The 15,709-nt window shown below is 30.6% G+C and carries 16 protein-coding genes; 6 read left to right on the top strand and 10 right to left on the bottom strand.

The features are described from left to right. The first annotated feature begins 2 nt into the window (after positions 1 to 2). Positions 3 to 764, top strand: coding sequence for a class I SAM-dependent methyltransferase (locus BLU40_RS02915; protein WP_090119523.1), 762 nt, complete (start codon positions 3 to 5; stop codon positions 762 to 764). A 1-nt stretch (position 765) separates the two neighbouring features. Here BLU40_RS02915 and BLU40_RS02910 read toward each other — a convergent pair whose 3' ends face one another. Then, positions 766 to 1,752 carry an FAD:protein FMN transferase gene (locus BLU40_RS02910; RefSeq protein WP_175454733.1) on the bottom strand — a complete coding sequence of 329 codons (987 nt, stop codon included), beginning with the start codon at positions 1,750 to 1,752 and terminating at the stop codon, positions 766 to 768. A gap of 135 nt (positions 1,753 to 1,887) precedes the next feature. Between BLU40_RS02910 and BLU40_RS02905 the strand changes: the two genes are divergently transcribed. After that, on the top strand, positions 1,888 to 2,724 hold the full coding sequence (locus tag BLU40_RS02905; RefSeq protein WP_090119522.1) for an OmpA/MotB family protein: 837 nt from the start codon (positions 1,888 to 1,890) through the stop codon (positions 2,722 to 2,724). A 57-nt stretch (positions 2,725 to 2,781) separates the two neighbouring features. On the opposite strand, the gene BLU40_RS02900 is transcribed toward BLU40_RS02905, so the two are convergent. From BLU40_RS02900 to BLU40_RS02865, 8 genes are all read right to left on the bottom strand, one after another. Beyond that, a complete protein-coding gene (locus tag BLU40_RS02900; RefSeq protein WP_090119520.1) occupies positions 2,782 to 3,159 on the bottom strand; it encodes a Na(+)-translocating NADH-quinone reductase subunit F in 378 nt (125 codons plus the stop codon). Between the two features lie 41 nt (positions 3,160 to 3,200). Further along, positions 3,201 to 4,061: a DUF4846 domain-containing protein gene (locus BLU40_RS02895; RefSeq protein WP_090119518.1), complete on the bottom strand. Its 861-nt coding sequence runs from the start codon at positions 4,059 to 4,061 to the stop codon at positions 3,201 to 3,203. A 66-nt stretch (positions 4,062 to 4,127) separates the two neighbouring features. Then, on the bottom strand, positions 4,128 to 5,438 hold the full coding sequence (gene nqrF, locus BLU40_RS02890; protein WP_090119516.1) for an NADH:ubiquinone reductase (Na(+)-transporting) subunit F: 1,311 nt from the start codon (positions 5,436 to 5,438) through the stop codon (positions 4,128 to 4,130). Positions 5,439 to 5,441: 3 nt separating this feature from the next. Then, entirely contained in the window at positions 5,442 to 6,152 is a 711-nt protein-coding gene (gene nqrE, locus BLU40_RS02885; RefSeq protein ID WP_090119514.1) for an NADH:ubiquinone reductase (Na(+)-transporting) subunit E, read from the bottom strand. A 3-nt stretch (positions 6,153 to 6,155) separates the two neighbouring features. Further along, complete coding sequence (locus BLU40_RS02880) at positions 6,156 to 6,803, bottom strand: NADH:ubiquinone reductase (Na(+)-transporting) subunit D (RefSeq protein WP_090119512.1); 648 nt, start codon at positions 6,801 to 6,803, stop codon at positions 6,156 to 6,158. 3 nt (positions 6,804 to 6,806) lie between these two features. Beyond that, complete coding sequence (locus tag BLU40_RS02875) at positions 6,807 to 7,553, bottom strand: Na(+)-translocating NADH-quinone reductase subunit C (RefSeq protein WP_090119511.1); 747 nt, start codon at positions 7,551 to 7,553, stop codon at positions 6,807 to 6,809. A 2-nt stretch (positions 7,554 to 7,555) separates the two neighbouring features. Then, complete coding sequence (locus tag BLU40_RS02870; protein WP_090119508.1) at positions 7,556 to 8,755, bottom strand: NADH:ubiquinone reductase (Na(+)-transporting) subunit B; 1,200 nt, start codon at positions 8,753 to 8,755, stop codon at positions 7,556 to 7,558. Between the two features lie 4 nt (positions 8,756 to 8,759). Then, positions 8,760 to 10,109, bottom strand: coding sequence for a Na(+)-translocating NADH-quinone reductase subunit A (locus tag BLU40_RS02865; protein WP_090119506.1), 1,350 nt, complete (start codon positions 10,107 to 10,109; stop codon positions 8,760 to 8,762). 190 nt (positions 10,110 to 10,299) lie between these two features. On the opposite strand from BLU40_RS02865, the gene BLU40_RS02860 reads away from it, so the two are divergent. Genes BLU40_RS02860 through BLU40_RS02850 form a run of 3 tightly spaced genes read left to right on the top strand, consistent with a single transcriptional unit; the run spans position 10,300 to position 13,171 of the window. Continuing rightward, complete coding sequence (locus BLU40_RS02860) at positions 10,300 to 11,544, top strand: type IX secretion system plug protein (protein ID WP_175454732.1); 1,245 nt, start codon at positions 10,300 to 10,302, stop codon at positions 11,542 to 11,544. 48 nt (positions 11,545 to 11,592) lie between these two features. Then, on the top strand, positions 11,593 to 11,979 hold the full coding sequence (apaG, locus tag BLU40_RS02855) for a Co2+/Mg2+ efflux protein ApaG (protein ID WP_090119502.1): 387 nt from the start codon (positions 11,593 to 11,595) through the stop codon (positions 11,977 to 11,979). A 37-nt stretch (positions 11,980 to 12,016) separates the two neighbouring features. Continuing rightward, positions 12,017 to 13,171 (top strand): DUF3667 domain-containing protein, encoded by a 1,155-nt coding sequence (locus BLU40_RS02850; RefSeq protein WP_090119500.1) that lies wholly within the window; start codon positions 12,017 to 12,019, stop codon positions 13,169 to 13,171. Here BLU40_RS02850 and BLU40_RS02845 read toward each other — a convergent pair. After that, positions 13,168 to 13,866, bottom strand: coding sequence for an NRDE family protein (locus BLU40_RS02845; RefSeq protein WP_090119498.1), 699 nt, complete (start codon positions 13,864 to 13,866; stop codon positions 13,168 to 13,170). The genes BLU40_RS02850 and BLU40_RS02845 overlap by 4 nt on opposite strands. A gap of 108 nt (positions 13,867 to 13,974) precedes the next feature. Between BLU40_RS02845 and pruA the strand changes: the two genes are divergently transcribed. Beyond that, positions 13,975 to 15,603: an L-glutamate gamma-semialdehyde dehydrogenase gene (gene pruA / locus BLU40_RS02840; protein WP_090119495.1), complete on the top strand. Its 1,629-nt coding sequence runs from the start codon at positions 13,975 to 13,977 to the stop codon at positions 15,601 to 15,603. The last annotated feature ends 106 nt before the right edge of the window (positions 15,604 to 15,709 follow it).

Genomic DNA, 15,709 nt, shown 5'->3' with positions numbered 1-15,709 from the left:
TAATGAAGTTATTTAAATTTATACTCAACCATATACCAAGACCAATTCTAATTAAAGCTAGCTATTGGGTACGCCCAGTTATTGCTTTATTTTTGAAAGGAACAACTTTTACCGATCCTATTGATGGAAAAAGTTTTCGAAAATTTTTACCATATGGTTATGGCACCCAACGTATAAATGTACTTTCACCTAGTACACTTTCTTTAGAACGACACCGTTTACTTTGGTTGTATTTAAAAAATGAAACAGATTTTTTTGCTTCAGAAAAAAAAGTGCTACATATTGCTCCTGAACAATGCTTTTTAAAATTGTTTAAACAACAAAAAAATCTAGATTATATTACAGCAGATTTGTATTCGCCAATAGCAGATGTAAAAGCAGACATTTGCAATTTACCTTTTGAAGATAATAGTTTTGATGTTGTTTTTTGTAATCACGTTTTAGAACATATTATAGATGATGCTAAAGCAATGAGTGAATTATATCGTGTTTTAAAACCCGGAGGTTTTGGAATATTCCAAATTCCGCAAGAGCTTGAACGAGAAACCACTTACGAAGATTTTAGCATAACTTCTCCTGAAAAAAGAGCTAAACATTTTGGGCAATACGACCACGTTAGAGTTTATGGTCGAGATTATTTTAATAGGCTACGTTCTGCAGGTTTTAATGTTGAAGAAGTTGATTATTCAGCTAGTATTTCAGAAGAAACAATAAAAAAATACTGTTTGGTAAAAGGTGAAATTTTACCTGTGTGCACTAAATAAATTATTCTTTCAATCCTTCTGAAGCAAAAGTTTCCAATTCTCCTTTATTATTCATAAAAATTAGAAATGCTTTTAGCTCTTTATGCTCTTTTAAAAATGCTTTTGTTTTTTCTAATCCCATAGCCATAAAAGCAGTTGCATAACCATCAACATCTGCGCAATCTCCCTTTAAAATAACTGAGGCACTAAGCAAATTACTTTCCGTAGCATAACCTGTTTTTGCATTTATTGTATGAACAAACTTTTTACCGTTCTCATCAACTCTAAATTTTCTATAATTTCCAGATGTTGCAATAGATTCATTTTCTAAACCAATTGTTGTAGCATACGAGCGTGTTCCATCAAAATTTGGTTCTTCAATAGCAATTCTCCAAGGAATATTTTTATGATTTACACCTCTTGCTCTAATTTCTCCACCAATTTCAACCAAATAATTTTCAACATCATAAGCCTCAAACAACCTACCAACAACATCTACTAAATATCCTTTTCCAATAGCGTTAAAATCAAAATAAATTTGTGAATACTGCTTTTTAATTTTGTTATTGTTTAATACAACCTTATTAAAACCTACAAATTTTAATAAATTTTTAATTTTTATAGAATCTAAATTTTCCAATTTATCTTCAGGTCCAAAACCCCACGCATTTACTAAAACTCCAACCGTTGGGTCAAAATCACCATTAGTCTCTTTATAAATTCTATTCGATTTTTCAAAAACTTCTTTAAAATAAGCATCAATAACTACAGTTGAATCTCCTTTATTTATTTTAGAAATATCTGAACTAGGAATATATGTAGAAGTAGATTTATTTACTTTTTCAATTAAACTATCTACCTTTTTTTCAAAATTAGGAATTGAATCTCCTAAATATCTTATAGAAAAAGTAGTACCAATTGCATTACCAGTTAAAACTTGTAATTCGCTACCTTGTGGCTGACAAGATATAAACACTAAAAATGAAGCTATTATTAAAAAAAATCTCATTTAATCTTAATTTTAAATCGTTTTGTACAAAGATATAACATAAAGTATCTTAAATGTGTCTTAAAAAATAACAAAAATGTAAAATTTACGTTTAATTTTTTTTAAATTTGTAACTGTTAAAATCCTTTTTGAATTATGAAAAAAATATTAGTAATAAGTTTACTAACTTCAGTAGTATTAAGTTCTTGCGTATCTAAGAAGCAGTACGCAGATTTAGAGTCTAATTTCAACAAAAAAAAACAAGAGCTTGTTGATGTTAAGGCTGATTTAATGAAATGTAAAATAGAAGCTGAAAAAGTTTCTGCTCTTGAAAGTCAAATTGGTGACTTAAAGAAGGACAAAGAAAAAACATTAGAATATGTTGATAATTTAACTGTGTTATCTAAATCAGCATCTGACAATATTAAAGAAACATTAGCTCAAATGGGTAAAAAGGATGAGTATATCCAACATATTCAAAAAGCTATGACTCGTAAAGATTCTATTAACCTTGCTTTAGGTTTCCAACTTAAAAGTGTGTTAAAAGAAGGTTTCAACGATCAAGATATTCAAGTTGATGTTGAAAAAACAGTAGTTTATATTTCTATTGCTGATAAATTATTATTTAAAAGCGGAAGCTCAACAGTTTCTGGTGAAGCTAAAAGTGTACTAGGTAAAGTTGCTCAAGTAATTTCTGCTCAACCAGATTTAGAAGTAATGGTTGAAGGTTATACTGATAACAAACCAATTAGTACTGCTGGTATTAAAGATAACTGGGATTTAAGTGTTAAACGTGCAACTTCTATTATTAGAGTGTTACAAACTGACTTTAGCATTGAACCAAGCCGTTTAATTGCTGCTGGTAGAAGTGAATACAAGCCATTAGAAAGTAACGACACTGTTGAAGGTAGATCTAGAAACAGAAGAACAAGAATTGTATTAATGCCTAAATTAGAGCAATTCTTTGAATTACTAGAAAACAAAGTTGATTAACAAAAAATCAACATCTCAATATTCAAAAAAAGCCTTGCAAATTGTAAGGCTTTTTTATTAGTTTAATTCTACATCTAAACGCTCTATTCCATCATATTGCAATAAATACTCTTCATTTAATAATGGCCGTTGTAATTTATTCTTTTTACTTCCAAGGCCAACACCAGCAAATAACACTTTAGAGTTTTGTTTTCTTGCATGAGCTTTAAAAGTTTCCATCCAAACAACATCATATCCAATTGGTTTTTCGGTAATTTCTGAAGCCTTTACAATAACAAAAAACTGATTATTACTCTTATCTATACAAACAAATTGTGGGTGCTTTTTTAGCTGACTATTAACGGCTAAAAATTCGAAGCCTCTTGTTTCTAATTCTTTCCCAACAATATTCATTGCCAAATTATGTAATTCTTGATCTGTTAAAGGTCTACTCATAGCGCAAAAATAATATTGTTTTTTGTATTTAAATAAATAACTTATTTAAATCTAATAAATTTTGAACTATAAAAAGTATAACCTGGTATATTTACTTCGGAATTCAATTCCAAATTATACCACGGAGAGATAGAAATATCATCTAAGTTTTTCAATAAATGAACACTTTGAGCAGGTGTATTTCCTTGAAATAGTAAAAATAATTTTTCTCCTTTATCATTTTTTATTACATCTCCAATCATAACAACATGTCCAGGTGAACCACCTACAATTAACATATCACCCACTTGTAAATTTTTAATTGAGTTTACCCTAGTCATTTCATTAAACAAAGAAATAGTACCAGAATACATATAAATTAAATTCAAATACTTGTAAAAATTCTCTTTTGAATGATTCTTTGTTGCAGTTTTATGAAACGTGACTTTATTTCCCTTTACTTTTGGCCTATAACCTTCGGCATATTTTATCCAAGAACAATAATGACCACTAGTAAAATTGAATCCGATTTTATTTTTCTTATTTGTAGTCCATAAATACTCACTTCTAATTCTAATTAATGCATCTGCACATTGCTGTAAACCATTTTCTGGTACTGGTATATCTAATACTCCAAAATGACCAATTTGATTAAAATAATGGCTTCCATCGTAATTTATAACTTTTGCACCAAATGGTTTTAAAGTATAATTTCTTATATAACTTTCAAATGAACCAACTTTAGAAGTCTTTCTTTCAAAACCAGCGGGAATTATAACTCGATCTTTAACAATTAAACCTTCTTTGTTCAAATAACTTGGAGACGTTACAATTGCTTTTGCTACTTGTTTAACCGGTTTAATTTGCAGACCTATTAATAATAACAATATTAATAACCCAATAAATAAGAAAATCTTTTTCATAGTTTTAAAACGAAAAAAACCGACACTTTCGTATCGGTTTTTATAAATATTTAAAATTTTGTTAGATTATCCTCCAAAGTCATCAAATCTAATATTCTCATCGGCTAAACCAAAGTCTTCACCCATTTTTTGAACTGCTTTATTCATTAATGGTGGTCCACAGAAGTATAATTCTAAATCTTCTGGAGCATCGTGTTTAGATAAGTACTCATCAATTACTGCTTGATGTACAAACCCTGTAAATCCGTCTCCTTTTGTATCATTTACATCAGTTTTATTAACCCAGTTATCTTCTTCAGCTGGTTCAGATAATACTAAGTAAAACTTAAAGTTAGGGAAGTCTCTCTCTAAATCATAAAAATGTTTTAAATAGAATAACTCACGTTTAGAACGTCCACCATACCAGTAAGTAACTTTTCTACCTGTTTTTAATGTTTTGAATAAGTGATACAAGTGCGAACGCATTGGCGCCATACCTGCTCCTCCACCAACATATAACATTTCTGCATCAGATTCATTAATAAAGAATTCTCCATAAGGACCTGAAATTGTTACTTTATCACCAGGTTTACAATTGAAAATGTATGAAGAAGCAACACCAGGGTTCACACTCATCCATCCATTTTTAGCTCTATCCCAAGGTGGAGTAGCAATACGAACATTCAACATAATTTCTCTTCCTTCTGCAGGGTAAGAAGCCATTGAATATGCACGTTCTACATTTTCACTATTTTTCATTTTTAAATCCCATAAACCGAATTTATCCCATTCCATTTGGAATTTATCTGGAGTTTCGTGTTCTTCAGGATGTGCTGTAATATCCATATCCTTAAAATCAACCTCACATTCTGGAATTTCAATTTGGATATATCCACCAGCTTTGTAACCCATATCTTCTGGAATTTCAACAACGAATTCCTTAATAAATGATGCTACATTGTAATTTCTTACAACTGTTGCTTCCCATTTCTTAATTCCGAATACTTCTTCTGGAATAGAAATGTCCATATCTTGTTTTACTTTTACCTGACAAGATAAACGAGCTCCTTCTTTTAATTGCTTACGTGTAAAGTGAGGTGTTTCAGTTGGTAAAGCTTCACCTCCACCAGAATGCACGTGACATTCACACTGAATACAAGTTCCTCCACCACCACAAGCAGATGGTAAAAATATTTTTTCGTTTCCTAAAGTTGTTAATAACGAACTTCCAGAGGCTACTTCTATCTCTTTTTCACCATTAATTCTAATCTTTACAGGACCAGATGGTGATAATTTTTGTTTTACAAACAACAATAATGCAACTAATAGTAGTGTAATAACTAAAAACGCTACCACCGTTGCAACAATTGTACCTAAGGTATTTACTGCTAATATCATTATCTATTCTTTTATTTCAAGTTCGTTATTAGCTAAATTTTTAGCCTCCTCGATAGTTTCAACCTGAGCTGTTTTTTCTTCAACAGCTTCTTCTTCACCTCCAGTTAACATACCACCAAAACTCATAAAACCAATGGCCATTAAACCAGTAATAATAAAAGTTATTCCTAAACCTCTTAATGGTCCTGGTACGTTTGAGTATCTAATTTTTTCGCGAATTGCAGCAATAGCTAAAATTGCTAAAAACCATCCAATTCCAGAGCTTACACCATAATTAAATGCTAAACCTACTGATTGAATTTCACGAGACTGCATAAATAATGACCCTCCTAAAATAGCACAGTTTACAGCAATTAACGGTAAAAATATACCTAATGAATTGTATAATGATGGTGAGAATTTCTCAACTATTATCTCTACTAATTGTACCATTGTTGCAATGGTTGCAATAAACATAATAAAAGAAAGGAAACTTAAATCGTATGATGCATACTCTTCTCCTAACCAAACTAAAGCTCCGTCTTTTAATATATAGGTGTCTAACAACCAGTTTAAAGGAACTGTAATTGCCATTACAAAAATAACAGCTGCTCCTAAACCTACTGCAGTTGATACTTTTTTAGATACAGCTAGGTACGAACACATTCCTAAGAATGTTGCGAACACCATGTTATCTACAAATATTGACTTAAAAAATAATTCTAAATGTTCCATATTCTAGTTCTCTTCAATTAAATCTTGATTCTTATAACGTTGTACCCAGATAATGATTCCAACAGTAATTAGAGCCATTGGCGCTAATAACATAAATCCGTTGTTTTCATAACCAAAAGCATAAACTCCTGTTTTTTCAATAGGATCTCCTAAAACTTTAAAACCTAATAAAGTTCCAGAACCTAATAACTCTCTAAAGAATCCAATAATAATTAATATTACTGCATAACCTAATGAGTTTCCAATTCCATCTAAGAAAGATTTCCAAGGTCCGTTTGCTAATGCAAATGCCTCAAAACGCCCCATAATAATACAGTTGGTAATAATTAAACCAACAAATACAGATAACGTTTTACTTAGTTCGTATGCAAATGCTTTTAATACTAAATCTACAATAATTACTAGAGTTGCAACTACAATAAGTTGAACAATAATTCTAATTTTTGAAGGAATAATATTTCGCATTAATGAAATAACTACGTTTCCTAAACCTAGTACAAACAACACAGCTACAGACATTACTATAGATGCTTTTAATTCTGCCGTAATTGCTAAAGCTGAACAAATACCTAATACTTGTAAAGTAATTGGGTTGTTATCTGCTAACGGATCAGTAATTAATTTTGCGTCTTTTTTTGATAAAAGTCCCATAAATTATTTCTTTAATGTTTTTAAATAAGGTAAATACATTTTCAAATCTTTCTTTAACATTGCCGAAAGACCATCTCCAGTAATTGTAGCACCTGCAATTGCATCTACCTCAAAATCTGTTTTATCTACGTTTTTTGGATCTGAGTTTCCTTTAGCAGCAGTAATTCCTTTAAATGTATCACCATCTAAAATATGCTCACCAATAAAATCGTCCATAAAATAACGTTCTTTAATATTTGATCCTAAACCTGGTGTTTCTCCAGCGTGATCAAAATAAACTCCTTGTACAACTAATTGATTGTCTAAAGCTACATATCCCCAAATGGCATCCCATAATCCTTTTCCTCTCATTGGAACAATGTAAAACTCTTTACCTTCTTTATTACCAACAAATAATGGTAATTTTCTAGTGTATGAAGCAACTTTTGCACTTGCAGCTTCTTTCTTTAAATCAATTAAATAAGCTTCGTTATTTTCGGTAACTTTTTCACCTTCAATTACTACTTGCTTAGTTATATATTTAGAAAACTCACTTTCAACATTTTCTTTTGCAACAAAGGCTAAACTACCTTCTTCATTTTCATTTACGCCCATTGCGTATAAAATGTTTTGTTGTTTTTCTATACGTTTGTTTTCAGCTATTTTTTCTTTTAGCGAAGATGCTAAAAAAGCTAATAAAGTTCCTACAACAAGTACCATACCTGTTGCGAACAAAACTGTATAAGTATTACTATCAGTATTCTTTGCCATTGTTATGCGGTTTTTGCTTTTAAACGTTTTAACCTTCTTTTTACATTACCTTGTACAACGTAATGGTCAATAGTTGGTGCAAATACATTCATTAATAAAATTGCTAACATTACTCCTTCTGGGTATGCTGGGTTAAATACACGTATCATAATTGAAATAAATCCAATTAAGAAACCATAAATCCATTTACCTTTAGTTGTTTGTGATGCTGTTACAGGATCTGTAGCCATAAACACAACTCCAAAAGCAAAACCTCCAATTAATAAGTGGTGCCAGAACTCAGTACTCATTAAGCTATAAAATTTGCTAGTTTCAGTAATCCAACCTGCGCTAACAACACCGTTAAAAATTAATCCCATTACTAAAGCTCCAACTACAGATGATAACATAATTCTCCAGCTACCAATTTTAGTAAAGATTAAGAATAATCCTGCTAATAAAATAAGTAATGTTGAAGTTTCACCAACTGACCCTGGTATAAAACCAAAGAACATATCTGAAACTGTGTATGCCATTTCTTTACCTTGAGCAAGAGCTCCCATGATAGTTTCTCCTGAAATTGCATCAGGTGTAGCACCTTCAACTAAGTTTTGAACTCTTGGATCTGCTCCGTGAACCCAAACTTTATCTCCACTCATCCAAGTTGGATATGCAAAGAATAAAAATGCACGAATTGTTAATGCTGGATTTAGAATGTTCATTCCTGTACCACCAAAAACTTCTTTACCAATTACTACTCCAAAAATTACTGCTACAGCTAACATCCATAATGGAATATCTACTGGTACAATTAATGGAACTAACATTCCTGTTACTAAGTAACCTTCTTCTACTTCGTGACCTTTAATAATTGCGAATATAAATTCAACTCCTAAACCAACAACATATGATACAATTACTAGTGGTAAAACTTTAGTTAAACCAACTAAAAAAGCATCCATAGATAAAAAATCTACAGACTCTCCAATTGCTGCATAATGTTGAAAACCTGTGTTGAACATTCCAAATATTAAACAAGGAACAAGTGCTAAAACCACCATGTTCATTGTTCTTTTTAAATCGTCTGCTCCTCTTACGTGACCTCCTGAATGTGTAGTTTCATTAGGCGTATATAAAAAAGTATGAATAGCACTAAAAGCAGGCAACCACTTTTTGTCCTTATTCTGTTCTTTAAATTTATGTAAATTTTGTTTTAATCCCATAACCCTATCCTATTTCTTTTAACATTAAGTCTAAGCCTTTTCTAATAATCTCTTGGTGTGGTTGCTTAGAAATACAAACAAACTCAGTTAACGCAAAGTCTTCTGGTGCTACTTCATACATACCTAATGCTTCCATTTCATCCAAATCTTTATACATACAAGCTTTTAAAATTTGCATTGGAAAAATGTCTAAAGGAAATACTTCTTCATATTGACCAGTAACAACAAATGCTCTATGCTCTCCGTTTGTATTGGTATTTAAATTGTATTTCTTTTTAGGACTTAACCAAGAAAAAGTTAATGCTCTAGTTGTAGATATTTTTTTGAAAACTGGCATAGTCCATCCAAAAAACTCATAATCATCTCCTTCTGGAATTACTGTTACCACGTTATCATAAAACCCTAAAGCTCCTTTTAAATCTTGAGCTTTACCAGTTAATACGTTACCGCTTATAATTCTTTGGTTTCCATCTTTTATTTTACCTTCAACAATAGAAGCCATATTAGCTCCAATTTTTGTAGTATAATATTTTGGATCTTTAACTGAAGCTCCTGCTAAAGCAATTGTACGCTCTGCATTAAACTTACCTGTTAATAACAACTCTCCAATTATTACAAGATCTTGAGGAGTAACTGTCCAAACAATTTCACCTTTATTAATTGGGTTAATTTTTGCTATTTGAGTTCCAACATTTCCAACTGGATGTGGACCAGACACTTTGTGTATTGTACAATTATCTAGACCTTCTAAAGGAGATTTCCCTTTTTTACCAACTGAAACGTGTACATCTCCACTTGTTAACTTGCTTAATGCAGTAACTGCAGCTTGTAGCTCTTTATCTTTGCCGTCTAACACATAATTGTAATTAGCAGCTAAAGGAGCACTTGCATAAGCAGAAACAAAGATTGCTTTTGGTGAATTTGCAGCATCTGCAACAACATCATAAGGTCTTTGTTTAATAAATGGCCAACAACCACTTGCTAACAAATGAGCTTTAATTTCTTCTCCGTTCATTTCTTTTGGGTTTTTCACTCCAAAATCAACAAACTCTTGAGTAGAGTCAGCTTCAATTTTAAGTTCTAAAATTTTTCTTTTTTCACCACGAATGATATCTACCAACTCACCACTTACTGGCGATGGAAATTTCATGTCTTCGTTAGCTTTATTAAAGAATACTGCTTCACCAGCCTTTAACTTAGCACCAACTTTAACAGATAACTTTGGTATAATACTGTGGAAATCTTCAGGTTTTAATGTGTAAACATTGCTAGATACTGAAGTTTCGGTAACCTTCTCAGCCTTACCTTTTAACTTAATATCTAAACCTTTTTTAATTTTGATGTCCTGTGACATATTTTAAGTTTAATTAATAGTCTATAAAAAACGGTGCAAAAGTAACAATTTTTAAGCTATTTTTTAGCATATTTTAACACTTTTTTGATTCATAATTAAGAAGTTTATTTAACTAAAACGTTTTATTTCTATTTACCTTTATACTTTTGGTACAAAATTTGACGTTTTTAAATCTCTAAACTTTTATAAATTGAAGTATTTTAATTTTTTATTTATCTGCCTGTTTGTTTCCCAAATAAGTAATGCACAATCTAAGTTCGCTGAACCTGAATATATTAAAACTATAATTTTAAAACCTTCAGGAGCCAATTTATACGCACCATACGTTAGACTTGGACAAACAATAACACTTAGTTTTGACGATTTAAATGCTGATGAATATGATTATTCTTACAGAATTGAACATTGCACAATAGATTGGAAACCTTCTGACTTAATAGATTCTGAATTTATTAGTGGCTATGCTGAAGATAGAATTAGAAACTTTACAAATTCATTTAACACTTTACTGCCGTACACACATTATTCAGTTAGTATTCCTAATGAAGATACTCGTATTAAAATTTCTGGTAACTATATAATTTCTGTTTTAGATGAAGATAACCAGGTAGTTTTTAAACGTAAATTTATAGTTTACGAAAACAAGGTTACCGTAGGCGTTGCTATTTTTAAAAGTAGAGATTTAAAACATTACAACACAAAGCAAGCTGTAGAATTTAGTATAAATCACCCAGATTTTAGAATTAACAACCCAAGAGAAGAAATTATTCCTATTGTTTTACAAAACGATAATTGGCAAACTGCCATTACCAACTTAAAACCTCAATTTTACCGTGGCAATCAACTTTTGTACAAGTATAATAAAGAGACTAGTTTTTGGGCTGGAAACGAGTTTTTATATTTCGATTCTAAATCCATCCGAAATTCTTCGTTAAATATAGCTAGAGTTGAACAAGGCAAAAACCTATACCACTCGTATCTTTTTACTAATGAAGAACGCAATGGCCAACCATATACTTTACGCGAAGATATAAACGGTAATTTTGTTATTAGAAGTATTGATGGTCAAGACTCTACTATTGATGCGGATTATAGCTGGGTACATTTTTCACTAGAGTGTTTAGAAGATTTAAGTGGAAAAGATATTTATGTACACGGAAACTTTAACAATTGGCAATTAAAAGATAGCAACAAACTTATATACAACAACAAACTAGGGCTATATCAAGCTAATATTTTATTAAAACAGGGTTTTTACAACTATCAATTTATTACAAAAAATAAAGAAGGAGTATTAAGTAATTACGATATTGATGGATCTCACTATTTAACCGAAAACAATTATACTGTTTTAGTTTACTACAAAAAATTTGGAAGTAGATATACAGAAGTTATAGGTATTGGATATGGAAATTCAAGAAATATTAACAATTAGCAACTTATAATTTTATTATATTTGTTACTGAATATCAAGCTATAAGCAATGGTACAGCAAGTTACTAACGGCATAAAAGTTTCTGTAAAATCTAATTTCGAAGGCACTACCTATCGAGATTACAGACTCTATTTTGCCTTTAGCTACCAAGTTTCTATCGAAAACCAAAGTAACAATACTGTTCAACTTTTAGAACGACGTTGGACTATTTTTGACTCGCTTAACCACACCGAGATTGTTGAAGGCCCTGGAGTAATTGGTAAAAAACCAATTTTAAAACCAGGAGAAAATCATACTTACAAATCAAATTGCTTGTTAACATCTCCTTGCGGATCTATGAAAGGTTTTTATAGAATGGTAGATTTCTCATCATCAAATATTTTTAAAGTATACATTCCAAGCTTTCAATTAATGGTACCAAGTATACTTAATTAATTTTTTAAGTATATTTAGCCTATTAAAAAACAGCTAAATGAAACTTAAGCTTCCTATCTTAGGCAATTCAAAAAAAGATATTAAAAATTTAGAATGTTTAAATTGTGGGCAACCATTCTCTTCAAACGATAAATTTTGTTCTTACTGTGGGCAAAAAAACACTTCTAAAAAACTAAGATTTAGTGTTTTTATAAGCAATCTTACTTCTGGTTTTCTCTCATACGATTCAAGATTTTGGAGAACATTTATTCCGTTACTTATTAAACCAGGCCAAGTTTCAAAACAGTATATTGAAGGCAAAAGAGCTCGTTTTGTAAATCCGTTTCGTTTTTATTTGAGTGTTTCTATTATTTTTTTCCTATTGCTAGGTTTTTCAAATAAAACAAGCGAAAATACTACAAAAACAATAATAGATACAGAAAAAATAGATTCGTTAACTTCTACAATAAACACACAGCAAATTGATTCTATTATTTCGCAAACCCAGAACGAAATAAACAAAAACAGTAAAGACTCTATAAAGATTAATAAATTAGTTGAACTAGGCTCTATATTCAAACTTTCAGAAAAAGATGACAACAAAGCTGAGGAAAAATACACTTACCACATAAAAACAGATACTATAAAACAAATAAGTATTGGAGATAAATTAAATGATTTTTTCCATTTTCAAAAAGAGCACACTAAATTATCAACCACTAAAGCCCTAGATAGTTTAGGTTATAAGAAAACCTTTTGGAACAAATTTTACTATAAACATCTTTCAGCAATTAGAAAAAATTACAATCAATTAAAAAATGATAACAGCGAAAGGTTTGTAAAAAAGTTAATGTCCCATATTTCTATATCTCTTTTTATTTTTCTACCAATATTTACTATGTTTTTATTGTTATTATATATTCGAAAGCCTTATACATATATGGAGCATATGGTATTTGTATTCCATACCCAAACAGTATTCTTTTTGCTTTTTATTATATATTACTCACTAAGTTTTATAGTTGAAATGGAAAATAATGCTTGGGTGTTTACTATCCTTTTTCTTATATATTTATATAAAGCACTTAGAAATTTTTATAACCAAACCAGAAAGAAAACAATTATAAAATTTATACTATTAAACAGCTATTACTTGTTTTTATCTGCAATAGGTTTTGTAATTGTATTTATTATTTCATTTGCAACAAACTAAATAACAGGCTCATAAACTTCACTATTAACAACATCTTTATAAAACCATTGTATTGAATCTTGTTGTTTTTTTATTGAAGTAATACTTACCGTTTCTACATTAGTACGTTTCATTAAAATAGCTTGCTCCTTGTCTCCTTCTTCTGAATGATGAAATTGCAGTATGTTTTTTGAAGTAAATTTATTCTCTTGCATCCAAGAGTTAAACAAATTTTTACGTTTTACTTTATTAACGTTAGAATATAATGTAGATGACGACCAAATTTTAGGCTCTTGCTCTAAGAGAGTAAAGTGCTTTGTTTTTTCGTCCCAAATAAGTTCAAACAAACTTAATTCTTTATTCCAATCTAAAATTACCATAGTAAAAGGTTCAATACCTTCTAAATTTAGACCTTCAACATAACTAATAAAATTATTCGATTTTAAAATATCTTTAGCTATTACGCCTCTACTTTTTTTGTAATTACCTTTTTTTATATGGTTTATAAATGCACCATTTAACACACAAACCAATCTATTTTTAGAACTTTCACCTATCCATGTTCCTCCTGCGATCTTATCTTTAGGGTACATTAATTCAACATCATCTTCAATATATTTTTTTGGCAAAATAGTTTCTCTGTTTCTATTCTCGTCTCTACTAGAGGTTAATATAAAATTATTTTCTTCTAACGGAAGAAAGGTAACTGTACACATACTATCAAAATTTGTTTAATCAGTATCAGTTTTCAAAATAAAAACTAGATACTATTTTGTAACTTTGCTAGCAAATTTAAACTAAAAAATTAGAAAATAATATTAATTATGGCTTCAGGATTTTATAATGTACCAAAGGCAGTAAATGAACCAGTAAAATCTTACGCACCTGGATCTCCAGAACGTAAACTTTTATTAGACACTTACAAGAAAATGTATAATGAAAAGGTAGATATACCTTTTTATATAGGAGGAAAAGAATTTAGAACAGGAAATACTGTAGACATTCATCCACCACACGATCACAAACATTGTGTTGGTCAATACCATACAGCAGATAAAGAACATATAGAATTAGCAATTGAAAAAGCTGCTGAAGCTAGAGTTAAATGGGCAAAAACAAGCTGGGAACATAGAGCTGCAATATTTTTAAAAGCTGCAGATTTATTAGCAGGACCATTTAGATATAAAATGAATGCTGCAACTATGATTGCGCAATCTAAAAATGTATACCAAGCAGAAATTGATTCGGCTTGTGAGTTAATAGACTTTTTACGTTTTAACGTAGAGTTTATGACAGAAATTTATAGCAACCAACCACAATCTGCTCCTGGAATTTGGAACCGAATGGAATACCGTCCGTTAGAAGGTTTTGTATATGCAATTACACCTTTTAACTTTACAGCAATTGCTGGTAACTTACCTGCTGCACCTGCATTAATGGGTAATGTTGTTATTTGGAAACCTGCAAGATCTCAAGTATATTCTGCACAAGTAATTATGGAATTATTTAAGGCTGCCGGCTTACCTGATGGTGTTATTAATATGGTTACAGGAAATTCTGGAACAATTACTGATGTTTTATTAAACAGTTCTGATTTTTCTGGTGTTCACTTTACAGGTTCTACACCAGTATTTAACAGCTTCTGGGAAACTATTGGTAAAAATATGGACACGTACAAAACGTATCCAAGAATTGTTGGTGAAACTGGTGGTAAAGATTTTATTTGGGCACACCCAAGTTCAAACGCGCAAGAAGTTGCTACAGCAATTTCGAGAGGAGCTTTTGAATACCAAGGACAAAAATGTTCTGCTGCTTCTAGAGCTTATTTACCAAAAAGCTTATGGGCAGATATTAAAGCTTCAGTAGAAAAAGATTTAGCTTCTTTTAAAATGGGAACTCCAGAAGACCCAACAAACTTTATAAACTCAGTTATTGACGATAGAGCTTTCAAAAAACTATCTAGCTACATTGAGCAAGTTAAAGAAGATAAAGATGCTGAAATTATTATGGGTGGTGGATACGACGATTCTGTTGGGTATTTTATAGAGCCAACTGTTGTTTTAACTACAAACCCTCAGTACAAAACTATGACTACTGAATTATTTGGCCCTATTATTACCATTTATATTTATGAAGATGAACAATGGGAAGAAGTTTTAGATTTAGTTGACCAAACTGGTGAATTTGCTTTAACTGGAGCTATTTTTAGTGGAGACCGTTATGTAATTGATATAGCAACTAACAAATTAGAAAACGCTGCAGGTAACTTTTATATTAACGACAAGCCGACAGGTGCTGTTGTAGGTCAACAACCATTTGGTGGTGCTCGTGGATCTGGAACAAATGATAAAGCTGGTTCAGTTTGGAATTTATTACGTTGGGTAAGTAACAGAACAATAAAAGAAACTTTTGTTCCTCCAACAGATTACAGATACCCATTCTTAGAAGAATAAAAAAATAAGAACATATATAAAATCAAAAAACTCGCCAAATGGCGAGTTTTTTTTTACTAATGTTTAAACATCTTATTATCCTTTTTTAAGTTTTTCAGCCCCGGGT

Origin of the sequence: Lutibacter oricola (assembly GCF_900106565.1) — a bacterium.
In the GTDB taxonomy this organism is placed as follows: Bacteria; Bacteroidota; Bacteroidia; order Flavobacteriales; family Flavobacteriaceae; genus Lutibacter; species Lutibacter oricola.
The sequence above is the reverse complement of the archived record's forward strand: the minus strand, read 5'-3'. Positions and strand labels throughout refer to the sequence as shown.